Annotated in this window: 22 protein-coding genes; 18 read left to right on the top strand and 4 right to left on the bottom strand. The window is 54.2% G+C overall.

Annotated features, from left to right (window positions below):
- The first annotated feature begins 1 nt into the window (after position 1).
- On the top strand, positions 2-403 hold the full coding sequence (locus AC559A_RS09365) for a type II TA system antitoxin MqsA family protein (protein WP_498817696.1): 402 nt from the start codon (positions 2-4) through the stop codon (positions 401-403).
- A 119-nt stretch (positions 404-522) separates the two neighbouring features.
- On the opposite strand, the gene AC559A_RS09360 is transcribed toward AC559A_RS09365, so the two are convergent.
- From AC559A_RS09360 to AC559A_RS09345, 4 genes are all read right to left on the bottom strand, one after another.
- On the bottom strand, positions 523-2316 hold the full coding sequence (locus AC559A_RS09360; RefSeq protein ID WP_498817695.1) for a GspE/PulE family protein: 1794 nt from the start codon (positions 2314-2316) through the stop codon (positions 523-525).
- 164 nt (positions 2317-2480) lie between these two features.
- Positions 2481-3257 (bottom strand): M15 family metallopeptidase, encoded by a 777-nt coding sequence (locus AC559A_RS09355; RefSeq protein WP_498817694.1) that lies wholly within the window; start codon positions 3255-3257, stop codon positions 2481-2483.
- Positions 3258-3418: 161 nt separating this feature from the next.
- Positions 3419-4495 carry an alpha/beta hydrolase family protein gene (locus AC559A_RS09350; RefSeq protein ID WP_051434402.1) on the bottom strand — a complete coding sequence of 359 codons (1077 nt, stop codon included), beginning with the start codon at positions 4493-4495 and terminating at the stop codon, positions 3419-3421.
- Positions 4492-5685, bottom strand: coding sequence for an acyltransferase (locus AC559A_RS09345; protein WP_498817692.1), 1194 nt, complete (start codon positions 5683-5685; stop codon positions 4492-4494). Before AC559A_RS09345 ends, AC559A_RS09350 begins: the two co-directional genes overlap by 4 nt.
- A gap of 197 nt (positions 5686-5882) precedes the next feature.
- On the opposite strand from AC559A_RS09345, the gene AC559A_RS09340 reads away from it, so the two are divergent.
- The 17 genes from AC559A_RS09340 (at position 5883) to AC559A_RS09260 (ending at position 21940) form a co-directional block, all read left to right on the top strand.
- Positions 5883-7094 carry an ATP-binding protein gene (locus AC559A_RS09340; RefSeq protein ID WP_498817690.1) on the top strand — a complete coding sequence of 404 codons (1212 nt, stop codon included), beginning with the start codon at positions 5883-5885 and terminating at the stop codon, positions 7092-7094.
- Between the two features lie 170 nt (positions 7095-7264).
- Positions 7265-7678 carry an Aq_678 family protein gene (locus tag AC559A_RS09335; RefSeq protein ID WP_498817688.1) on the top strand — a complete coding sequence of 138 codons (414 nt, stop codon included), beginning with the start codon at positions 7265-7267 and terminating at the stop codon, positions 7676-7678.
- 115 nt (positions 7679-7793) lie between these two features.
- On the top strand, positions 7794-8162 hold the full coding sequence (locus AC559A_RS09330) for a hypothetical protein (protein ID WP_498817687.1): 369 nt from the start codon (positions 7794-7796) through the stop codon (positions 8160-8162).
- A gap of 230 nt (positions 8163-8392) precedes the next feature.
- Positions 8393-9235, top strand: coding sequence for a YihY/virulence factor BrkB family protein (locus tag AC559A_RS09325; RefSeq protein ID WP_498817685.1), 843 nt, complete (start codon positions 8393-8395; stop codon positions 9233-9235).
- Positions 9236-9375: 140 nt separating this feature from the next.
- A complete protein-coding gene (locus tag AC559A_RS09320; protein WP_498817683.1) occupies positions 9376-9912 on the top strand; it encodes a CAP domain-containing protein in 537 nt (178 codons plus the stop codon).
- Positions 9913-9985: 73 nt separating this feature from the next.
- On the top strand, positions 9986-10279 hold the full coding sequence (locus AC559A_RS09315; RefSeq protein WP_498817682.1) for a type II toxin-antitoxin system RelE/ParE family toxin: 294 nt from the start codon (positions 9986-9988) through the stop codon (positions 10277-10279).
- Positions 10245-10607: a HigA family addiction module antitoxin gene (locus tag AC559A_RS09310; RefSeq protein ID WP_498817680.1), complete on the top strand. Its 363-nt coding sequence runs from the start codon at positions 10245-10247 to the stop codon at positions 10605-10607. The genes AC559A_RS09315 and AC559A_RS09310 overlap by 35 nt, the downstream gene beginning before the upstream one ends.
- Positions 10608-10709: 102 nt before the next feature.
- The gene (locus AC559A_RS09305; protein WP_498817678.1) at positions 10710-11612 is read left to right on the top strand and encodes a proline iminopeptidase-family hydrolase; all 903 of its coding nucleotides are present in this window, start codon (positions 10710-10712) and stop codon (positions 11610-11612) included.
- A 338-nt stretch (positions 11613-11950) separates the two neighbouring features.
- The gene (locus AC559A_RS09300; RefSeq protein WP_498817676.1) at positions 11951-12217 is read left to right on the top strand and encodes a type I restriction-modification system subunit M N-terminal domain-containing protein; all 267 of its coding nucleotides are present in this window, start codon (positions 11951-11953) and stop codon (positions 12215-12217) included.
- Positions 12124-12318, top strand: a complete 195-nt coding sequence (locus AC559A_RS09295; RefSeq protein WP_498817718.1) for an N-6 DNA methylase — start codon at positions 12124-12126, stop codon at positions 12316-12318. The genes AC559A_RS09300 and AC559A_RS09295 overlap by 94 nt, the downstream gene beginning before the upstream one ends.
- The gene (locus AC559A_RS09290; RefSeq protein WP_498817674.1) at positions 12234-12851 is read left to right on the top strand and encodes an N-6 DNA methylase; all 618 of its coding nucleotides are present in this window, start codon (positions 12234-12236) and stop codon (positions 12849-12851) included. Before AC559A_RS09295 ends, AC559A_RS09290 begins: the two co-directional genes overlap by 85 nt.
- 305 nt (positions 12852-13156) lie before the next feature.
- On the top strand, positions 13157-13576 hold the full coding sequence (locus tag AC559A_RS09285; protein ID WP_498817672.1) for a pentapeptide repeat-containing protein: 420 nt from the start codon (positions 13157-13159) through the stop codon (positions 13574-13576).
- A 29-nt stretch (positions 13577-13605) separates the two neighbouring features.
- Positions 13606-13803 carry a rubredoxin-like domain-containing protein gene (locus tag AC559A_RS09280; RefSeq protein WP_028571637.1) on the top strand — a complete coding sequence of 66 codons (198 nt, stop codon included), beginning with the start codon at positions 13606-13608 and terminating at the stop codon, positions 13801-13803.
- A gap of 424 nt (positions 13804-14227) precedes the next feature.
- Positions 14228-15451, top strand: a complete 1224-nt coding sequence (locus tag AC559A_RS09275) for a PQQ-dependent sugar dehydrogenase (RefSeq protein WP_498817670.1) — start codon at positions 14228-14230, stop codon at positions 15449-15451.
- A 308-nt stretch (positions 15452-15759) separates the two neighbouring features.
- Positions 15760-15984 carry a hypothetical protein gene (locus AC559A_RS09270; protein ID WP_498817668.1) on the top strand — a complete coding sequence of 75 codons (225 nt, stop codon included), beginning with the start codon at positions 15760-15762 and terminating at the stop codon, positions 15982-15984.
- A gap of 632 nt (positions 15985-16616) precedes the next feature.
- Complete coding sequence (locus AC559A_RS09265; RefSeq protein ID WP_498817666.1) at positions 16617-19586, top strand: winged helix-turn-helix domain-containing protein; 2970 nt, start codon at positions 16617-16619, stop codon at positions 19584-19586.
- A gap of 257 nt (positions 19587-19843) precedes the next feature.
- A complete protein-coding gene (locus AC559A_RS09260) occupies positions 19844-21940 on the top strand; it encodes an AfsR/SARP family transcriptional regulator (RefSeq protein ID WP_498817664.1) in 2097 nt (698 codons plus the stop codon).
- The last annotated feature ends 203 nt before the right edge of the window (positions 21941-22143 follow it).

Raw genomic sequence — 22143 nt, 5'->3', positions numbered from 1 at the left:
CATGAAATGTCCATTTTGCGATTCCGCGGAAATGATTCAAGATATCCGAGATAAGCCGTATACCTACAAAGGCGAATCGACCGTAATCCAGGACGTGACGGGTGACTATTGCCCGGCCTGCGGCGAGGTGCTCCTTGATGCCGCCGAGTCGAGGCGGGTCAGTTCCGAGATGATGGAGTTCAACAATCAGGTCAACGCATCATGCATCGACCCCATGTTCATTGCCAGCGTACGCAAGAAACTTGCTCTGGATCAACGAGAGGCGGCCTTGATTTTCGGTGGCGGGGTCAGTGCCTTTTCACGATATGAAACCGGACAGACAAGGCCACCCCTGGCCCTGGTCAAGCTCCTCAAGGTGCTTGACCGACACCCTGATTTGCTCAAGGAAATCAGGGCCGGATAGTCTCACTTTATCGCTGGAGCGGAGGGCTGATCAAGCGAGGTGCGACCGGGGGTGAGACGAGGGAGTGAGCAAAGCCACCTGAGCCGATTTTCGTTTTGAAAGCCCGATGCCGACGCGGATCACCCGTTCACCCCACCTGTTACGCGAACGACCTCGTCCATGGTCGTCAGCCCGGCCAGCACCTTGACGATCCCGCTCTGGAACAGGTTGGCCACGCCCTTGGAGCGTACCAGGCGGCGCAGGGCGGTGAGGTTCGTGTCCCGGCGCACGGCGTCCTGGATCTCCTCGTCAAAGGGCAAAATTTCGTGGATGCCGGTGCGGCCGAGGTAGCCGGTGTTGCGGCAGAATTCGCAGCCCGGTCCGGCCCAGACCGTTTCCGGTACGTCCAGGCCACTGCTTCGCCATAGTACGGCCTGGTCCTCCGGGGTTTGGATCGGCACCTTGCAGTGCGGGCAGAGGGTGCGCACCAGGCGTTGGGCCACGATTCCGGCCAGGGCCGCGTTGATCAGAAAGGCGTCCAGCCCCAGATCCAACAGCCGGGTGATGGAAGAGGCCGCGTCGTTGGTGTGCAGGGTGGAGAGGACCAGATGGCCGGTCAGGGCGGCCTGGACCGCTTCCTGGGCCGTGTTCAGGTCGCGCATTTCCCCGATCATCACGATGTCCGGGTCCTGGCGCAGGATGTGTCGGAGCACCTGGCCGAAATCCACTCCAATTTTGGGCTGAACCCCGATCTGGTTGAACTCGTCCACCACCATTTCGATGGGGTCCTCCAGGGTGAGCACGTTCACGCCAGGATGAGCCAGGGTCTTCATGGCCGAATACAGGGTGGTGGACTTGCCGCTTCCCGTGGGGCCGGTGACCAGCACCAGGCTGTTGGAGCGGGCCAGGAAGGAGCGGAAGAGGTGAAGCTGATCCGGCTCCATGCCCAGCTCGTCCAGCTTCTTCAGCGTGGTGTCGCTGGAGAGCAGCCGCAGGACCATCTTTTCCCCAAAGGCCACCGGAATGGTGGAGATCCGGACATCTGTCCGGATGTCGTCCAAAACGAGCTGCACCCGTCCGTCCTGGGGCCGCCGTTTTTCGGAAATGTCCAGGCGGCTGAGGCCCTTGAGTCGGCTGATCATGGCCTGGTGCACGGTCAGTGGGAGGCGGTAGAGGGGATGGAGCACGCCGTCGATGCGGAACCGGACCAGGGATGCGTCGCGCTTGGGCTCCAGGTGGATGTCGCTGGCCCGTTCCCGCAGGGCCGTGTGCAGCAGATAGTCCACGGCCTTGCTGACATGCTTCTGGGAGCCGGGATCCGACCGCTCCCCGACCCGGACCCGCTGCTCCTGGTTGGCCAGGGATTCCGACGCACTGAGAAACTCCTGTTCCGCGGCCTTCACGGCCTGGCGGAACTGGTAGAAGTCGTCGATCAGCCGGGTGATCTCGGCCCGGGTGCCCAGAAACAACCGCAGCGGCAGGGTCGTGACCCGGCACATGTCTTCCCGGAGTTCCGGGCGGAACGGGTTGTGGGCCAGAATTTCCAGATGCCCGTCCACGATGCGCAGCGGAACCAGCAGGTTGGTCCGGGCAAAGCCCTCGGAAATGGTCCGGGTGCTGACCTCCAAATCCAGTTCCAGCACGTCCAGCCGCTTGAATTCCAAGCCGAACCGCGTTGCCACTGCCCGGAGCACGCATTCCTCGGTCAGGCGCTCCCGCGGAGCCTTGGCCCGGGTCAGCTTCAGGCCCAGAAGCAGGTCCAGCCCGGACTTGGGGTCCGCTGGATCAATATCCCGCTGCCGGGCCTGATCCAGAACAACCTGTGTCCGGGGAGAATCCAGTTCCCCGGTCTGCTCCAGAATCGGCAGAAGGTCGGCCAAACTGTAGTCCAGGCGGGTGTGGGGGGGGAAGGCGCAGTGGTCGGTGGCGGTCATGGATGTCCTGGGCAAAGGGAATGGATGAAACCGTGGCGGGCAATCTTTCGCATACCGACAGAAACGGCGCAATCCGCTTGATCAGCGCGCCTGGGAGACATTGAAACAGGAGAGAAAAGCCCCTTGGTTCGGCCCCGGCAGAAATCACCAGGCCCGGATGAAAGCTACTCAATGATGGAATATTTTTTTCGAACGATATCCTTGGCAAACGCATCGAAATGCCACCATTCGATGGCCAGCGGATGCCATCCCGCATCAACCATGACGTCCCGCAGAGTATGGCGGTTCGCGATCTGCTCCGCCGTCAGTTCGCCCTGCTGGAGAAACTTATTTTCCAAGCGCGGTTGCGCCAAAGGCCCGAAGTGATCCATGGGTGTTCCCATGTCGAACTCTTTGCCGGTACGCACATTGACCAGCGTTACGTCCACCGCGGCTCCGTGATTGTGCATCGAACCGGTAAAAGGATTGGCCACGTAGGGCTGCATGGGCGTGTCCACGACAAGATCCCACATTCTATGTTGGATGGAACGCGGTCTCAAAGCATCGCCGACCTGGATGCGCAGGTCAGGGTGACGCTCTTGGAGTATGGTGTTCGCCCGGACGAGCATCATTGCAGGTTCGGGGCGCAGATAGGCCCGTTTGAAATCGCCGTAGACGTTCATACCCATGAAATTGTTTTTCCGGGCATATTTCAGGTCCACGAGGATGTCTGGATCAAGCATCTGTACATCCACAAGACCTTCTTTGATCAACTTCAGTTCGAGTGCGGACATTCTCCCGTCGAATTTCTCATTCGGCTGCAGCATGGTATAGTGCTCGCCAAGAGAATCCGGTTCTTGCGAGTGTGCAATTGATGACGCAAAAACTGTCGCAAGCATCCCCAAAACAAGGATCATCGCGGTCCGCAAAGAGATAGTATCCTTTCCTGAAACGTATTCCATATTTTTTTTCCTCATAACTCCGGTAACCACTCACCGGGGTCCGCTGACATGTCCGGGTTTTACAGGCTCGCAAACCTGCAAATTGTACTGAGCAGATACCTGATGTTGCAGTGTGAACAGTGATGAGGAGTCGCATCGGCGCGCAGCCGGATGAGAAATGCTCATCGCTGCTGTTGCGCAAGCCAGTGCAACCCCTGATTGAAGACAATATCGTGGCCGCCGTCGAAAAGAGCGATGGTCGCATTGTTTGATTTGCGCTTAAAAACCAACGGCAGACCAGCCTTCTCGAAAAACGGGTCTGTTTTGCCCTGTCCTTGAAGATTTTCCGGCAGGGACTTGGTTTTATCGATGTATCTGAAATCCTCCTCGGAAATTCGGTCATTTTCCTCGGCCAGATCGTTGAAGGCCCGGATGGCATGGGAGGGGGGAACAAAAGGATCTCTCGTGCCTCCGCAGAGATAGACCTGCACCTCTCTGCCGCGTGCATCCGGCAGATACGCCGAAGGGCTGCGCCGACGGCATTCTTCGCCGGCTTGGTCTGCCGAAACGGGGTTGCCGCCGCAGGACGCTCTGATGTCGTTTTGGTAGCCGTCCGCATACCTGAGTTGAGACCCGCTCAGGTATGCGTACCAGTCCTTGAGATCATACACCGGTACCGATGCCAGGGCTGCCGTGAACAGCTCCGGGTGCCGGCCGACCATGATCAACGACATCATCGCCCCTCCCGAGAATCCTGCCAGGTAAATCCGACTTTCGTCGACGGATGCATTGGCCTTGGCGTACTCCAGAGCCAGGAGCACATCCTGGACCGCCTTTTCCGAACCTGTCGCGTCTTTATTATTGAATCGGCCGTAAAAATCAGGATGCATGAAAATCCAATCGTTCTTCACGGCAAAGACCGCGTACGGAATGCCGTAGTGCTGAAGGTAATTGTCGCTCCAGCTGTGCAGTACGATCAGCAAGGGTTTTGGTTGGTCTGATTGCGAATTGTACCAGAGCGCGGGCTGGCCGGAGTCTTCATTTGGCCGAGGAATGGCAATCTCGACAATCTCCGGGGCGGCCTTTTTCCAGGCTTCCCGTTCGGGGAGGTTGCGCAAGGGACGTTTGGCCATTTGCGTGAAAGAGATATAGTCCTCGACAAATTGAATCTCCGCGTGGGCAGCGGTCCAGATTCCGATCGCGAACAAAAAACAGCCGCAAGCAATGAAAATGCCGGGTACCCGGTTGGTGGTGGTCATGTGATTATCTTCCTTATAACGGGAATGTGGCTGAAGATAAGAATCAGGCCCAACGATACGACAAAAATGCTTGCCGCAAAAAGGGGAATTCCCGCGGCAATGGGTATTTCGATCCCGAAAGCGCTGCCATGGTTGATTGTAAAACCCAGGCGGCCGTCCCGCAACAGCTCCAGTATCAAGGCATGTACCAGGTAGATGCCGAAAACACTCATTGAGATTTTTCGAAGCAGCTTCCGAGAATTCATGTGCTTGCGACCATTGTCGTCCTCCGCCTCCTCCTTAGGGGTATGGAAGACGCTTTTTAGAAACAGAAACAGGGCAAGCGTCATGGTCATGACGGTAATGCTGAAATAATCGTAAAAGAAATGCACGAACTCCCCAGCTCTTGAACTCAGCATATAGGTCCCAGTCATGGTCGCGGCGCCACCGATGAGAAACAGGAGCAACAGGATAACCAATCCTCCCTTTGAGTGGATAACGTTCTCCTTGAGCATGTATCCCAGAAAAAAGTAGCCGCAGAGCTTAAGGGCCGAGTATTCGTTCAAGTCGGAAACAAAATATGTTTCCAGGTTTAACAGTTCATGGACCGCAGGCAAAAGCGACGCCCAGCACAGCCAGATTCCGACAAGATACCAGGCGAATTTACGGGGAGCCAGATTCAGCAGGGCGCTGATCACCGGGGCGAAGAGATACAAGGTGATCAGCATATAGATGAACCAGAGGTGATAGTAGATCGGTCCGGCAATCACCATGGGAAAAAAGTCAAGGAGACCGTAGTCTTGGCCTTTTACATGGATGGAGTAGATAAAATAGATGAAGCTCCAGGCCAGAAAAGGAATGAGAATGTGCCGCATGCGCACCAACAGAAAATCCCGCAACAACACCTTGTCCGCCCCCGGAAGCACCAAAGCCCCACTGGCCATGATAAACAGGGGCACGCTCCACCGGGAGAGGGAGTCATAGACGTTCCCCGTCCACCACTGCCTGGAGTCTTCGAAGGGCACCAGAAATGGGGCGGACGCATGCAGCAGAATGACACCGAAGATCGCGAGTATTTTTAACAGGTCAATCCAGAGCAGCCGCATTGAATCTTTCATATCATTCCTCCCGCGTGGACCGACTTGTTCTGGGCTTTTCTGCCCGCGGCTGCTCGTCGCACCTCTCCCGGCGTGCTGGTACGGCCTCGACATGCATGGAGATAGGCGCGGGAGGAGCGAAACCTGGAAAGCTGAGAGATGCCGAAAATCGTCAAATCGGATCTCTGTGTCATCTCGTGAAATGTGCTGAGTAGGAACGAAGAATTTACGATACAGCGGCTTTTGAGGAAGTCAAGAAGACAGCCGGGGTGAGATGAATTTGATTTCGGGATTCCGTTTGATGACTTGATATGCGAGGTGCTACCTTATACGGTATCGTCCGCCCCCCAAACAGCAAACAGCCTTCAGAAGGAACGACCATGAACAATGGAGCAAAGGAATCAATAGACGAAAAAGATGCTGTGAATTCCCACAGCGAGGATGCCCCAGGTGACAGTTCCATCTCTGACCAGAGGGATGGCGCTGCGCAAATTTTTGCCGCAACCGGCCTGAAGTTCGATCCTGAAACAACTGCCCTGCTTTGGTCCAGAATTCTTCAGCACAAGTGGGTACTTTCTGAAAGATTGGGACGCGACGTGGGGCTCAAACTGGCATGTATCGACTTCATTGAAAACATTGATCCGGTTACCAAGGACGCCAGGGAGAGTAAGCGTATCCAGTGTCTCCGGGAACTCGGCGCGCAGGTTATCGATCGGGCAGTCTGGGAGACCATTTCCGACTCCCAACCCCCGAAACAGGTGGTGAATAACAGGATTATCCGTACTCTCCAACAAGCAGACCTCGCCCGCAAGCACGGGGTTACGCCGCCGAGGGCCATTATCTTTTTCGGTCCCCCGGGCACGGGAAAAACCCATTTCGTCAAGGCCATCGCCGGCATTCTTCAATGGTGGTACATCGAAATCAGCCCGAGCGTTTTGATGGCCGACGGTCAAGACCGTTTGGGGGCCAACCTGAAGAATATCATGGAAAAGGTCTATGACTTGGATGAGACGGTTGTCTTCATCGATGAGTTCGAGGAAATTGCGGGCAGCCGCGACCATGCCTCCCGGGTCGACAAGTCCATCACCAATGAATTTCTCAAGCAGGTCCCTTTGCTCAAAGCGAGGAACCGAAAAAATCTTCTCATTTGCGCAACCAATTATATCCGGCAACTGGACGCGGCGCTGCTCAGACCCGGCCGCTTCGACTGCGTCATTCCCGTGGGCAGCCTCGACGAGCAGGGGCGCAAAACCATATTCGAGCACTATATCGCGCGCACAAATTGCGGATCTGTCGACCTGGACAGACTGGTTTCCCTCACCCCGCTCTTCACTCCGGCGGACATCGAGTATCTTTTCCAGAAAGTGCGGCAGCACGCCTTTGAACAGGAATTGAACCTGCAGCATGATTATCGGGTCACCACGGAGACATTCTTGGAAATTCTCCCTTCGCTTCGACCGACCCTTACCGAGGAAATAATCACCGAGTTTCAGGAGGACAGCGCGGAATACACCAGGGTGTGAGTGGAACCGCACCAGACTCCTACAATGCCCACCTTGCTGATCCCCCGTCCCGGTAGTCGGGACAGGGCGAGGAATCCAGACGGACATGGAGGATCGGTCATGAATTTTGTCGCCATCATCGACAGCCATGGCAAGGGTAACGTCAACGACATGATCAAGGAGAGAAAGGCATGCTCGAAAGGAAAGGTTTTACGCCACAGTATGTGCTTGTTGGGTTTATTGTCTTGGCGGTTTTGCTTCCGTTAAGCGGCTGTGGTCCTATTTACGATACACGGTACTCTTACAGTCCCCCGCACGATCCCCAAGGCCAATCGTGCATTTTTCAATGCGATAATATGAAGATGCAGTGTGAGCAACTTGAGATGATGAAGGCTGAGAACTGCAACAATCGTAACAGGCTTGAACAGGATCGATGCAGAGATAATATTCGCAGACAAGGAAGGGAGCCAAAATCCAGCGAATGCAATTTTTATATTTCATGCACCACGGACACGGAACGTTGTGACGCGCAATACCGGATTTGCTATCAGAACTGTGGAGGGATGGTTCACGCCGAAGAGGTCTGTGTTTTTAACTGTCCATAGATATTATGATTTGCTTAGCTGTTCGTGTTTGTCGCAACATCTGCCATTTTTGATAAAGTTGCGCGTAAGATGATTCAAACGGAAGTACCATTACAAACTTCAAGGAGACCCTGTCATGCGAACGAAAATGCTTGCCTGCACTTTTTTCATTCTTGCCGTTGCATTCATGCCCTGCATCGCCTCGGCCGCGGAACAGTTCGGGGTGGCCGTATATCCCGGCGCCAAGGAACATCCCGGCACCACGAAATTCCTGAATGAACAACTCGGCATGCAAGGCATGGCCTTTCACACTGGCGATTCCGTGGCTGCGGTGGTGGAGTTTTACAGAGCACAGGAGGGCATCCGGGAGGTGATTGTCAGCGAGGAGTCCGCCATGTTCAGAAAGGGCGACGAGGTGGACGTCACGGTGCAAAGCCCGTGGATGGACATGCAGTCGGGAAAATTGATGCAGGATTGCCTCATCTCCATTGTCAACAGGAAATAGTCCAAGCTTTTGGCTTTTATCAACGTCGTCAGGAAGCGACACCAACTCCAGATCCTCAACTACGCCGTCACCTCGAATCACATCGAATCAAAGTCGAAGCGTATTTACTCATACGTGAGAGCTTGAACTTTTGCGGGAGCAGCAATTGGGAGTTTTCAACGGACTGATAACATGAAGGCCGTCGCCATTGTATGGTCGACAAAATGGATGACGAGTCCGCGGAGGCTGTTATGATCAACGGCGTTTCCATAAAGCAGTTCGTGCTTGATCTCAACCAGGAGATGAACAACGACAATGTCTACAACGGCGCCGCGGCGCTCGGCTATTACCTGACGCTCGCAATATTTCCAGGCATAATCCTTCTCATGACCATCATTCCCTATCTGCCCATCGAGCAGGTGGATGAGGCGATCATGGATCTTCTGGGGCAGGCATTGCCGGAAGAGGCCTACGACATGGTAGCCGGGGTGGTGACCGATGTTACGGCAAATCAGCGCGGAGGACTCCTGTCCTTCAGTCTTCTGGGAACAATCTGGGCTGCCACCACGGGGATGTACGCGATCATGCAGCATCTCAACATCACTTACGGCGTCAAGGAGGCCCGCGGTTTCATCCACGGGCGCGCCACAGCGTTGGTGCTCAGCCTGCTTTTCGGCCTGCTGGTGATCGGCGCATTTTCACTCATCGTCCTCGGCGGCATCATCGAGGAGTGGATGGGGGCCCGTCTCGGAATGAGCGACGTACTGATCAAGGCCTTTGCCGCTTTCCGATGGGTCGTCATCGTGCTCGCCTTGTTTTTGGGGTTCGCCTTGATCTATCGGTATGCGCCCAATGTGAAACAGAAATTCAAGTTCATCAGCTGGGGCAGCGTGTTCGGCGTAACCTTGTTGATCATCGTTTCCCTGGGCTTCTCCATGTACACCAGCAACTTTGCGGACTACAACGCCACCTACGGCAGCATCGGCGCGGTAATCATCTTGATGTTGTGGCTCTACATCGTCGGACTGGTGATCCTGGTCGGTTCTGAAATCAATGCCGTGCTTGAGCAGTACAGTTCCGACGGCAAGCGTTAGGGCGGAGACAGGTCGGTCCGGTCAGGGTCAGGGGTCACAGAAATTCAGTAGATTAGCTTGGTCCGACTCCAAACAGTCACAAACAGAACACAAAATACATTGGAATAATCAAGCTTGGATTGGCAAAGGATGGAGGAATAATGAACTATTTGCGCGTTGTGTTTATGGTCATCGCAATCGTGTCCTGGCTTTCACCAACTCCTTCATTTGCAACGGAAAAGTTTGCCCCTGAAACAATCATTAAACTTACCAACGCACATCGTTTGTCGTTGGATCTTGAACCCTTGCAGGAAAACCAGCAGCTGATCGATGCCGCTCAGTTGAGAGTGGAGGATATGATCGGAAATGGGTATTTCGCCCATATGAATCCTGAAACGGGCGAAGGTCCAAAAGAAGCTCTTGAAGAAACTGGATACAGAGTCCACGTGTTTGCCGAAAATATTGCCAAGGGCAACTGGAAAAACAACGAGGAACTGGTGCAAGGGTGGCTGGATAGCCCGGAACACCGAGAGAATATTGAGCTGGCGGAAATGCAGGAAATCGGGGTTGCGATTGTCCGTGGCGACGACTCGAATTCAGGGCTTGCGGTTTATTATGGCGTGCAGCTTTTCGGCAGTCAGCTGCCAAAGCATTCTGAAATAATTGATCACGAAGTCCATCCTGCCGGGGCGTATTGATCAACCTGAAGTTTCTTGATGGGCTATTTGAAAGCATTTGACAGCTATAATGGCTACAATTATAACATGATCCATGATAAAGACGTTTAAATCTGCCAGCACGGGAGATGTTTTTGATGGCCTGGCATCTCAGGCAGCCCGAAAATGTTGCCCCCAATCCATTTGGCCGGTTGCACGCCGGAAGCTGGATCAAGTCAACAGAGTTCTGGGAGTTGACGAACTGAACGCGCCCCCTGGGAATCGTTTGGAACGGTTGAAAGGCGACCGGGAGAATCAATACAGTATTCGTATTAATCAGCAGTATAGAATTTGTTTTATATGGGAGGAAGGCCATGCCTACGATGTCGAAATCACGGATTACCATTGATGCTGGGAGAAGATTGCCTCGAAATCGTCCTCCGACGCATCCTGGTGAGATGCTTTTTGAGGAATTCATCAAGCCCCTTGATCTCACCCAAACAGAGTTGGCTCGCTGCCTGGGAGTTTCTTACCCCCGTCTCAATGAAATCATTAAAGGCAGACGTTCGGTGACTCCGGACACGGCGTTGCGGTTGGCGCGCGTCTTGGGCATGTCCGCCGACTTCTGGCTGGGCTTGCAACAGGATTGGGATCTTTGGCATGCAATGAACAGCCCGGAAGCACAACAGATTAATCTCCTGAAACCCATTCTCAGAGATCAACACTCTTTTGCATGACCATTTGACATCATGATTATGATAAAATCGACAGTAAACAGCGTCGGGGGGCCTTCGACATACTTGGACTATACGGGGCGAGACGATGTGCTGAGCGGAGGCGTGAAGGTAGTGCCCGTGGACACGCCAAGTGGGAAATTTCGGGTCTGGACCAAGCGGATGGGGAACAATCCGGACGTCAAGGTCCTCCTGCTGCATGGCGGGCCTGGTGGGACGCACGAGTACCTGGAAGCTTTTGACAGCTATCTCCCTGCCTCCGGCATCGAGTACTACTATTACGACCAACTGGGATCGTACTACAGTGATCAGCCGGACATACCCGAACTCTGGGATATCCAGCGATTTGTGGACGAGGTTGAACAGGTCCGTCAGGCCCTTGGACTCCACAGGCAAAACTTCTATCTTTATGGGCAATCATGGGGAGGAATCCTGGCTCTTGAGTATGCATTGAAATACCAGGAACACCTGAAGGGGATGATTATCTCCAATATGATGTCAAGTATGCCGGCCTATAACGAGTACGCCGCAAAGGTGTTGATCCCTTCCATGGATCAGGCTGTCCTGGCTGATATCAAGAACATGGAGGCGGAAGAAGACTTCGAGAATTCCCGCTATATGGAACTGCTCATGCAGCACCATTACGTCCACCACGTTCTCCGCATGCCACATGACCAGTGGCCGGATCCAGTGAATCGCGCGTTCAAGCATCTCAATCCAAAGGTTTATATCCCCATGCAGGGGCCGAGCGAACTGGGCGCAAGCGGAAAGTTGGCTAAGTGGGATCGGAGTTCAGACCTCCAGAACGTTACGGTGCCGACACTTGTGGTCGGATCCAGGCATGATACCATGGATCCTGAACACATGGCATGGATGGCTCGTCAGATCCCGAAGTCACGGTATTTGCTCTGCCCGGATGGGAGTCATATGGCGCTGTACGATGATCAAGAGGTCTACTTTGGCGGCCTTGTGCAGTTCATTCTCGACGTCGAGCATGGACGGTTGTAATCTGTCATTATTAAATTATATCAGCATTTTGAATAGGAAATCTGAAATATTTCACGACAAAGGTTGTCTGTAAGGCCTTGAAATGAAATTTTTGCCGCAACCGGCCTGAAGTTCAGGAGGATAAATGCTTAACAATCCGTTGAAAAAAGAGCTTGCGCAGTCTCCTTGTGAATGGATTGGTTTTTATGAATGCACAGGCAAGATGCCTATGCTACCCAGAACTAAGATGTAATGGTAGCACAGGCTTCAAGCCTGTGTAGTCAAGGTTAGGTATGTGCACAGGCAAGATGCCTGTGCTACCCCAAAAAAACGAACATACTTGAGTAAAATCAACCCGCATGAGCAACGAACAACTGGTCTCCAAAGTCTGGAACTACGCCCACGTGCTTCGCGATCAGGGCATTTCCTATGGCGATTATATCGAACAGATCACCTATCTGCTGTTTCTGAAAATGGACCTGGAGCGCGAGGAGCTTTTGGGCGAGGCGTCGGCCATTCCGCCGCAGTGGAACTGGGCGCAACCGAGATTTACGAGGGGCTGCTGGAGCGCAACGCCTCGGAGGTCAAGTCCGGGGCAGGGCAGTACTTCACCCCGCGCCCAGTGATCGAGGCCATCGTCAAATGCGTGAACCCCACTATCGGCGAGACCGTGTGCGACCCGGCCTGCGCACCGGGGGCTTCCTGCTGGCGGCCTACGATCACATGAAGACCCAGACCCGGGACCGGGACAGGCTGCGCGCCCTGCGCCACGACGCGCTCTTCGAGGCGGGCCGGGCAGGGGAGGGCATCCGCAAGCGGCTCTTGGAGGGCTTCAACTTCCACACCCTGCTGCGCCTGCCCACGGGCATCTGGTACAGCCCCGGCGTGAAGGCCAACGTGCTGTTCTTCGACAAACGCCCGGCCTCCCGGGAGGTCCAGACCCGGGAACTCTGGGTCTACGACTACCGGACCAACATCCACAAGACCCTGAAGACCAAGCGCCTGGCGAGTGCGGATTTTGACGACTTCGTGCGCTGCTTTCACGAGCGCACGGAAACCGAACGCTTCCGACGCTTCAGCTACGAGGAACTGGCCCGGCGGGACAAGCTGAATCTGGACATCTTCTGGCTCAAGGACGACAGCCTGGAAGACATGGACAGCCTGCCCGAACCGGCGGTGCTCGCCGCGGCCATCATCGAAAATCTGGAAGCGGCCCTGGAACAGTTTCGCGGGGTCAGTCAGGAATTGGTCGGGGAGTAATTTTATTACGATCCGGTACCATGATGAATCGGTATCGAAATCGAAATCGTGATCGAAATCGAACGCCATGTCCAAGAAGACGACGTCATCACGGGCTGATACACGGCATTTTTAGTTTTCGACTTCGATCTCGATCTCGATTTGGATTTCGATGAGAAAGAAATGTCCTGCTGCGGGTGGAATCTCTCATGGACAGGTCAAGGGGCGTGATATACATTCTTCAATCTGGATCACTCTCTGGAGCCTCTCCGGATTGTGAGCGTGCCGAACAAGGAGCCACCCGCACACATGAGAAGAACACACCAATGACCATGTACTTTGCCGTACCGATCATCACCGTCTTTGTACTCCTGAGCACGATTGGAACTCCTGCGGCTTTTGATCAAGTCGACCTGGATCACTTGCGGGGGAGCAACCAGTGCCCGAAATGCGATTTAAGCGGAGCGAACCTGAGCGGAGCAAGATTGAACAGGGCCGACCTCAACGAAGCGAATCTGCGTAACGCCAACCTGACTTGGGCCAACCTCAACGGCGCCGGGCTGATGGGAGCCGATCTGAGCCATGCCGACCTGAGCAGCGCCAACTTGAGCTGGTCCGACCTGAGCGGAGCGAACCTGACCGAAGCAACGCTGACCCGAGCCAACCTGACAGGGGCCAAACTCAGCGGGGCCACCTGGACCGACGGACGCGAATGCGCCGAAGGCTCCATGGGGGTATGCGATTGAACCGCCAACATGACACAAGGAGCAATACGATGGCCTATTTCAAGTGCGACAACTGCGGAAACACCCTTGAAGCAATGACGCCCCCGGAAACCTGCCCGGCATGCTCGCAAAAGTGTTCATTCGTGGATGTGACCTGCTACACTCCGGAATGCGGCGGCCCGGATTCCCAAAACATCAATCCGACCATGTTCAAAAAAGAGAACGCGACCGACACGGCAGTGAAGTAGTTCTCCCCAGAGGAAATCAAGAACGACATTTATGAGGGGAAAATGGGCATTCTAAGGAGAAATATGGTTACGGGCGGGGCATCAGGGGGAAGCCTGGTCAGTCGGGGAAACGTCCTGGTCGTCTCCCCGCGACCTTGATTCACGAACCGCCGCCAGGATATCCCCAGTGGAAGCCCGTGTTGTCACTCCGGGTACGTCAAAGGGAGATTTTGGGATGGGCCTGAAGGTGACCTCAAAAGTTTCTCCGCCGCGGCGCGTGATCAAAACCCGCTCGGTGCGGGCGGTATTGAGGACCGTTGCCAATGCTTGACGCGCCTGGGAACAGGTATCAGCAAAGATTTTCATGAGTACGATTGTCCCCTCTGCTGCTTTCAGTGTCAATTGCCGGTCACCATTCAGTTTTCATACATCCGGAGGTGAATCCATGAAACGGAAGACAAACGCACTGCCCTTGCTGCTTACGGTTCTGGTCGTGGCCTTTTACGCCCATTGCGGCGGCAATCAGTCCGTTGCGGATGCTGGAGAACCTCGCATCCACCGCACGGTGATCATGTCCGGCTTGAGTAATCCGTGGGACATGGCCTTTGCGCCGGATGGGGCCATGCTGTTCACGGAAAAATGCCGGGGGCTGTCCGTGCGCACGCCGGAGGGGACGGTCCGCCATTTGTTCGGAGCAAACGGCGCAGCTCTGGAGGCGGACGACTTTTTCTGCCAAGGCCAAAGCGGCATGCTGGGCGTGGCCCTGGATCCGGCGTTCTCTGAGAATCGCCGCGTTTACGTGTACATGGCCTCGGACTCCGGCGGGATGAAGACCAACCGCGTCGTGCGTCTCACCGTGGACGATGCGTATGCCGTTGTCGCGAACCGCGTGGACATTATTGACGATATTTCCTTCAAACAGTCCTTTAACCGCTGGGGGCGGGCGGGTGCGCACAGCGGCGGGCGAATCCGGTTCAGCCCGTTTGACGGCTTTCTGTACGTCGCCACCGGCGACAACCACGATGGGCCGCTGCCCCAGGACCTTTCCCGTCTGGGCGGCAAGGTGCTGCGCGTCGACCGCGACGGCCAGGCCGCACCGGGCAATACTACCCCGACCGGGGGAGATCCACGCATCTTTACTTATGGGCACCGCAACGTGCAGGGCCTCGCATTTCGTCCCGGAACGGGCCGAGTGTTCGCCTGCGAACACGGTCCCGGTCATGACGACGAAGTGACGCCCCTTGCTCCGGGCCGCAACGGCGGCTGGGACCCCGCGCCCATGCCTGGGGTATCCTGCATGAGCGACTACTGCGGATATACCTCCAACAACCCCGAAGGCAGGCCTACGCCCATGACGGATCTGGCCCGGTTTCCCGACGCGCTCGAACCGTCCTGGAACAACCGCGGCGCTTCCGAGGGAATGGGGCCGTGCGTCTTTCTGGAAGGGCCGCACTGGGAGGCCTGGGAAGGGCGGCTGGCCGTGGGGTTTCTGCGCGGGGCGCGCATCGAACTGTTGCAGTTGGACGCGGACGACATGACCATGGAAGCGAGCGTCATCCCCGGTCTGCCGTCACAGCGCATGCGCTCCCTGGTCCTGGGTCCGGATGGTGCGCTCTATGTCGCCATTGATGGAGGGGAAATCTGGCGGCTGGAAAGCGCCGGACCGTAGCAATCCTGGAAACAAACCGCCCGCTTCCGTTGGTCGCTCAGGGCACCAAGAACGCCAAGGAAAAGAATTTGGAAAGCAGGGAAAAAGCTGCTTTCCAAAAACATTGCTTCATCCCTCTTCGATAGAAATCGGAAATCGCCGTCAGCGGCGAGCCTTTTGCCTTCCGCATCGTTCCAGCGGAATGCAAAAAACACTTCTTGGCGCACTCCGAGCCTTGAGCGAAGCGGGTGGTTTAATTCTTCAAATGGCTACATATCCTGAACCATCCCGAGGGAAAAACTCAAAATCAAAGCCCTGAAGGAAACAACATGCCAAAAACAAACTCCGCTCAACTCGCGGATCATCCTGGTTTGCTGAATACTCGGCCTGAAGAGAAGAACGCCGATGGGCGGGAAGGCCGGGACGCGCCGGGGGCCTTGGATGGTGTCGGTGGAGAGAGCAAATCCGGGGATGTGCTGGAGGGAATCGTCGCCATCCTGGACAGCTTGGACGAATGGCAAAAAAGCCGGGAGGGGGAGGGCAAAGACTCGTAGACCCTCCCTCGGGGGGTGACCTCAGTCCTGATCGTTCTCGGACATGGGAAAGTCCACCTTGATCTTAAAGGTCTTTTCCGCGAGCAGGTTCAGGATTTCGATGCCGGTTCTGGCCGTGATCTCGGCCAAACAATGCTTGCAGGTTGCATGAAATGGTCGTTTTTTTCATTTCTTTCGAGAGGTTATCATGCTGAGGAGACGTCTGGAAAAAAAACTATAAATACAACCTGTGAGGGTGTTTACATCGAATGAAAATTTTGACTATATGGTGATGACGCGAAGAGCCAAAAATCGAGACAAGCCCGACCACGGGCATTATTACTCTTTGCGAAGACCAACCAGTTACCCGGCGGGGAACAAGAATGACGAACTCATTTTCTGTCTCCAAGTGCACTCCGCCGGAAATCGACAGATTCGTTCTTCGTCCACGGTTGTTCGATAGGCTGGATGAGGCCTGTCTGCGTTCAGTGATCTGGATAACCGGGCCACCCGGCTCCGGAAAGACCTCGCTCATTGCTACGTATGTCCAGCGACGCAATAAGCCGTTTATATGGTATCAACTGGATGAAACGGACAACGACCCAGCCTCTTTTTTTACTGGCTTGGCAACGGCTGCAAAGCCGATTTCCAAGGTGCAGGACGCCGTTGTTTCCACGTTGACGCCTGAGCACCTCCAGAATCTCGCCACATTTTCCGGCATTTTTTTTGAACGATTTGTCCTCAATCTTCCCGCCGCGTTCGATATTGTCCTGGACAACTATCATCTCCTTGATCAGGGCAGCAGTGTACATGCCTTTGCAATGGACATGCTGACTTCCTTCTCGCCGAAGGAAGTGAACATGTTCATCGTCAGTCGTAATTGTCCGCCGGATGCATCCGTCAAAATGTTGGTCGAACAACGAGTGAGTTTTCTTTTCTGGAACGAACTCCGGTTCACTTTGGAAGAGAGCAAGTCCCTGCTGGGCTCAGACAACTTTTCTGATGAAGTGATCAATTTGCTTCATCAAAAAACCGATGGCTGGGCCGCTGGATTGGTCCTGCTTGGAGAAAGCCTTCGCCGGGGAGGACGAATTGCTGATACAACGCCTTGGGTCCCGATGGAGGACGTGTTTAATTATTTGGCTTTGGAGGTTTTCCATAAAATTCAGCCTGAAATCAGAGATTTTCTGATCAAAACAGCATTTTTGTCCAAAATGACCGTGGACATGGCCTCCACCTTGACCGGCTCTGAACAGGCAGAGAATATCCTCATCCGTCTTTTTCAAAATAACTACTTTACCACCCGACATCTTTCATCAATCCCTGAATACGAATATCACCCACTGTTTTCGCAGTTTCTCCGATTCATGGCCGGGAAGGAAAGCGCGCCTGAGGAGTTAAAGAGGCTGATATGTCGTTCAGCCGCAATCCTGGAGTCGTCAGGACAGCTCGAAGAGGCCGTGAGTCTGCTGCGCAGTGTGGGCGAGACGGAGCTGATTGTCCAGGTCACCTTGAAGCATGCGGAAAGGATGGTATCTGAGGGGCGATTTCGGACTCTGGCAAACTGGATATCCGCTGTCGAGCAAAGTTTTTGGGATAAAGAGCCCTGGCTGGCTTACTGGATGGCAACCTGCCTTCAGTTCACGGATTCCGTGCGCAGCAGGGACTATTACGAGCTCGCTTTTGAGAAGTTCCGGGCCGTTCGAGATGAGAAGGGAATGCTTTCGGCGTGGTGTGGAGCGGTGGATACCTGCATTTATGACGGAAATGACTTCCTCTTTCTTGAGGGATGGATAGCAGCCCTGGAACGACTCCTGAAGGAAGGGCTGGCGATTCCAAGCTCTGTGTTGGGAACGAGAACCGCCGTCTGCATGCTCGGGGCCCTGGTCTACGTGCGCCCCGAGCATGCGGAACGAATCCGGGTCTGGCTGGAACTTGCCTTGCGGCAGCCCCACCAACAATTCAACGGGCATGATCATCTTCATGTCGGTTTTCACGCAGCCTACCACGCCATGTGGACAGGAGATCTCACTCGCCTGCGAATCCTCTCGGAAAACATTCAACGAGTAGTTCGGAATCCCGAGACCCCACTTTTTCATGTCCTGAACGCGAAATGCCTGGAGGCACTTGTGTTCTCCCTGTGTTTTGCCCGTGGGGATAAGGCTCTGGAGATTGTGGAGGAGGGATTGAACCTGGCTCGACGACACAATTTGGCGGTATGGGATTCCATGCTTTTTGGCCAGGGTGTTTTTGCGGCCTTGCCCCATGGGGATGTCCCGGCGGCGGAAAGGCATCTTGCAAAAATGGAGTCGGTTACCCCCAGGAACAAACGGTTTTCCCGGGCGCATTACCACTATACCGCCGCCTCGTTTCACCTGTATTGCGGCAACCTCGTTCTGGCGGAACTGGATATTGAAAAAGCCCTGATAACCGCCGAGCAGGTCGGGGCCCGCTACACTTTACCGTTTTTTGCCCTGGTGAAGGCCCAGATCTGCCATGAAATGGGGGATTATGAAGGTCGCGAACAGATCATGGAAATGTTGAAAATCAATATTGCCGGGTCCTGCAGCAGAATCCAGGAGTTCATGTGGTTGATCTGTAAGGCGTATTTCTCCCTGGAATCGAACCTCAGGACGCATGGCTTGGATTACCTGCGCACGGCGTTTCACCTCGGTCGTCGGGAAGGATACCTGAACATGTTCTGGTGGTGGAGACCCGATATGATGGCTCGTCTGTGCGCCACAGCCCTGAAACACGGCATTGAGGTGGAGTATGCAAGACTTTTGATTCGTTGCAGGAATTTGTTTCCCGATTCGCCTCCCCTGGAAATATTCAATTGGCCTTGGGGACTGCGTATTCATACTCTGGGCAGGTTCGAGTTGGTCAAGGAAGAGCAGGTTCTGCTCTTTGAGGGTAAAATGCAGCACAGGCCATTGGCCCTGTTGAAGGCTCTGGTCGTGGCGGGAAGATACGGTGCGAGCGAAAACGAGTTGTCTGATCTTTTGTGGCCGGATTCAGAAGGTGATAGGGCGCATAGTGTTTTTACGACAACGTTGTCCCGTCTGCGGAAACTGTTGGGTGCCAGGGAATTCCTGGTGGTTCAGGGAGGCGGTGTATTCTTGAATGGTCGGACCTGCTGGGTGGATGCCTGGGCGTTTATGGAGCTGTGCGGACGCGTCTTTGAGCTGGCCAGTCGAAATCGACTGGAGGAAGGCGATGATAAGACCAACGAAGTCAGGATAAACTTCTATAGTTTGGCCAGCCAGGCCCAGGACCTCTACCGCGGACACTTTCTGCAAATGGACCTGAACTATCCCTGGACCATTCCCACGCGGGAGCGGTTGCGCAACAAATTTCATGATCTGATCGCCAGCCTTGGTGACGTCCTCGAGCGATCCGGCGACCTTGAGCAGGCCCGGCAGTGTTATTTGAGAGCGCTCGAAGTGGATGACCTGCACGAGGACTTTTATGGCCGATTGATGGTTTGCGCGCAGAAAATGAACCGAAAAAAAGAGGTGGTAGCCACCTATCACCGTTGCAGGGAGCGGCTGAGAGAAGTCTTTGACATGAAACCCTCCCTTGAAATTCAAAAACTTGCCCGTTCTCTTGGGTGCCCGGATTGAACATTCCGACATCTTTTTTTCCTATCCTGCCCAGGCTTTCTTTCATCGACAGTTCATCCCTCCGGTTCAAAAAAAAATCTCAATCATTGCAGATTGTGACCAATCCGTGACCAAAGTTGGGTATACTGGATGCGTAACCCACCAAAAGAAGGGGGCGCCGCGGCACCAGCTTCCCTCCACGGTGCCTCCCGCGGCGCCCCCTTCTTGCAAATGAAAGAGCACATTCCTTCCCGAAACATCTTCACGAGGCGAGAATCTTGCGGACTATCCGGGTCACGAATCTGCTGGAGCCTTTTCAAACATTCTATCGATACGGTAGATGGGATCAGTACGCTCAAGCTCTCGACAAGTGGGGGCCTGAGTGGCTGCTTGAACTGCGGTTGCAAAGACTCGCCCTTCATGTTCACCCTCTGTGCCATGTCGATTCAGGGTTTGAGTGGACGCCGCGCCTGCGGTTTCTTGTGGAAGTGGTGCGGGCATCGACTCCTGTTGAAGAACTGGTCCAGTATTGCCGAGAATTTTGTTCGGCAGGCGATCACATTGCCGCTGCCGGAGCCCTGGAAGTGGCTGTCATGCTTGTCATGAACACCGGGAATTCTCTCCGTGATTTGCAAAAATTGGACGACTTGATCGAGGAAGTTATGGGAACGGCCGGCAATCAGGCATGTGCCATGACAAGCTTCTGTATTTCCATGGCTTTTGCAAAAATGGTCGGAAGTGGTGATTTTGATTCCTCATTGTACTTCGGTCGTCTCGCAAGAGGCCATGCGTTCAAGACCGGTTCCGTTTCATTGTCCATCCGGGCCGCATGGGCCGCAGGATTTGCGCTGACCTATACTGGAGATTTTCCAGCACTCCGCATCATCGTAGACGACATCCAGCCATTATTGGAGGCAAAGAAGGCTTCATCAAACGCTGTTTTGCAAATGCAGACCCTGACGGGACTGTACCACTACTTCGAAGGCAGAGGTGAAAAAGCGGAAGTCATTTTTAGAAACGTGCTTGACCACCCCCATGCGCTTGAACTTCCCCCTTATGCATGGCTGATGGTGTCTGGTTCTCTGCTCATGACGATATCCGAACTTGGAAGAACCAGCGAAACGGAAAAATTGTCGGAGCAAATCCGATTGAGAGCCATTCCCGAGAAAAACTATCTTTTTTGGTCGTGTGTACATTATTGTCACGGCGTTTACGAACTGATGCGTCAAAAAGCCTACGAGGCGTACCTGCACGGAATGGAAGGAATGGAATATGGCAGACTCAGCGGTAGCCCATTGCCCGAACTGCAAAATGCATTGGTTGTCGCCCAGTCACTGGTGGACTTGAAGCGAACGGATGAAGCGGGGTCGTTTCTCGATGATTGGATCAATACTTGGTGCGCCACGGGGTTTAGGTATTTTGCCGCTTGCGGTGCCATGGAGATGGCAAGGGCTCTTTTGGATCAAGGAAGGCTGGATCGAGCCGGTGAATATTACGAGCGGGCTATTCACTTCACGCCGATGGGATCGGAGTTGAACGTAGTGAACAGACCCGCGGGATTTGTGGAGTCCTTGCGCCAGGAAATCCAGGCGAGACAGGAGGAGTGTCATTTATGGAAAGATCAGGAGAATGCGGTCATCCGCATCCAGACTTTTGGCGGGTTTGAAATGTTTGCGGGAGATCGGCTTGCATTTGATCAAAAACGAAAAGGCATTCGATCACAACTGCTGCTGAAGGCTTTGATCGTGCACGGCGGAGTCAGAGTTTCCCGTGATCTGCTTCTTGATTTGTTATGGCCTGATACGGATGGAGACATGGCTGTCAATAACCTGAAAGTCATGATCTCTCGGCTGAGGAAAGCCATGGATCAAGCCTTGGGACGGCAATTCCCCTGGTTGGTTGTGGAGCAAGGGTGTATCACGCTGGACAATGCATTTTGTACCGTGGACTGTTTGCGATTCAGAGAGCAGATGCGTGCAGCAAGGAAAAGAGACTGCTCAATCGAGAAGATGAAGGAAATTTTGGATGTATATACGGGCGATTTTTTGCCGGAACATGTCGCAGATCCCTGGGTGGAGAGGTATCGTCGCCGATTGAGAGAAGAATATGTCCAAGGAGCTCTGCTGATGTCCAGAATGTGCCTTCAGTTGAATCGATCAGAGGAGGCGCTGTATTACCTTCAGAAGGCCAGGGCGTTGTCGGTTGCGAACGAACAGGTGTTTGCGATGCTTATGCATGTATTCATAGATATGGGGTTTCCCTCCGAAGCGCTTCGAACATTTCAGCAGGCCCGCGTGGTTTTGAAAAAAGAAGTGGACACTCTTCCCGGTCCTATTTTGCTCTCACTGGCTCGACAGGCACATGAAGTCAGTTGATATTGGCAAAGCGATATCAAGTTCAATGAGTACTTGAAAAACTCCCAATTGCTGCGAGGCAGCAATTGGGAGTTTTTCAATTTGGAAGTTAAGAAAAAAAATTTCTGTACCCTCAGTTGTAATCTTCTCGAAACCTCCCGGCCTTGATGATGACCGCAAGAACGTCACAGTATTAAAAAAAAGTTCCTGGATACTGATGATGA

The sequence above is a fragment of the Desulfonatronum zhilinae genome (genome assembly GCF_900182865.1).
Classification (GTDB): domain Bacteria; phylum Desulfobacterota; class Desulfovibrionia; order Desulfovibrionales; family Desulfonatronaceae; genus Desulfonatronum; species Desulfonatronum lacustre.
Note: the sequence above shows the minus strand (reverse complement) of the source record. Positions and strands in the feature narration are given on the sequence as shown.

Excerpts from the sequence above, each read along its gene's own strand:
- AC559A_RS09365 (WP_498817696.1), top strand. The coding sequence starts at position 2 with ATGAAATGTCCATTTTGCGATTCCGCGGAAATGATTCAAGATATCCGA.
- AC559A_RS09360 (WP_498817695.1), bottom strand. The coding sequence starts at position 2,316 with ATGACCGCCACCGACCACTGCGCCTTCCCCCCCCACACCCGCCTGGAC.
- AC559A_RS09355 (WP_498817694.1), bottom strand. The coding sequence starts at position 3,257 with ATGGAATACGTTTCAGGAAAGGATACTATCTCTTTGCGGACCGCGATG.
- AC559A_RS09350 (WP_051434402.1), bottom strand. The coding sequence starts at position 4,495 with ATGACCACCACCAACCGGGTACCCGGCATTTTCATTGCTTGCGGCTGT.
- AC559A_RS09345 (WP_498817692.1), bottom strand. The coding sequence starts at position 5,685 with ATGTCGAGGCCGTACCAGCACGCCGGGAGAGGTGCGACGAGCAGCCGC.
- AC559A_RS09340 (WP_498817690.1), top strand. The coding sequence starts at position 5,883 with ATGCGAGGTGCTACCTTATACGGTATCGTCCGCCCCCCAAACAGCAAA.
- AC559A_RS09335 (WP_498817688.1), top strand. The coding sequence starts at position 7,265 with ATGCTCGAAAGGAAAGGTTTTACGCCACAGTATGTGCTTGTTGGGTTT.
- AC559A_RS09330 (WP_498817687.1), top strand. The coding sequence starts at position 7,794 with ATGCGAACGAAAATGCTTGCCTGCACTTTTTTCATTCTTGCCGTTGCA.
- AC559A_RS09325 (WP_498817685.1), top strand. The coding sequence starts at position 8,393 with ATGATCAACGGCGTTTCCATAAAGCAGTTCGTGCTTGATCTCAACCAG.
- AC559A_RS09320 (WP_498817683.1), top strand. The coding sequence starts at position 9,376 with ATGAACTATTTGCGCGTTGTGTTTATGGTCATCGCAATCGTGTCCTGG.
- AC559A_RS09315 (WP_498817682.1), top strand. The coding sequence starts at position 9,986 with ATGATAAAGACGTTTAAATCTGCCAGCACGGGAGATGTTTTTGATGGC.
- AC559A_RS09310 (WP_498817680.1), top strand. The coding sequence starts at position 10,245 with ATGCCTACGATGTCGAAATCACGGATTACCATTGATGCTGGGAGAAGA.
- AC559A_RS09300 (WP_498817676.1), top strand. The coding sequence starts at position 11,951 with ATGAGCAACGAACAACTGGTCTCCAAAGTCTGGAACTACGCCCACGTG.
- AC559A_RS09290 (WP_498817674.1), top strand. The coding sequence starts at position 12,234 with ATGCGTGAACCCCACTATCGGCGAGACCGTGTGCGACCCGGCCTGCGC.
- AC559A_RS09285 (WP_498817672.1), top strand. The coding sequence starts at position 13,157 with ATGACCATGTACTTTGCCGTACCGATCATCACCGTCTTTGTACTCCTG.
- AC559A_RS09280 (WP_028571637.1), top strand. The coding sequence starts at position 13,606 with ATGGCCTATTTCAAGTGCGACAACTGCGGAAACACCCTTGAAGCAATG.
- AC559A_RS09275 (WP_498817670.1), top strand. The coding sequence starts at position 14,228 with ATGAAACGGAAGACAAACGCACTGCCCTTGCTGCTTACGGTTCTGGTC.
- AC559A_RS09270 (WP_498817668.1), top strand. The coding sequence starts at position 15,760 with ATGCCAAAAACAAACTCCGCTCAACTCGCGGATCATCCTGGTTTGCTG.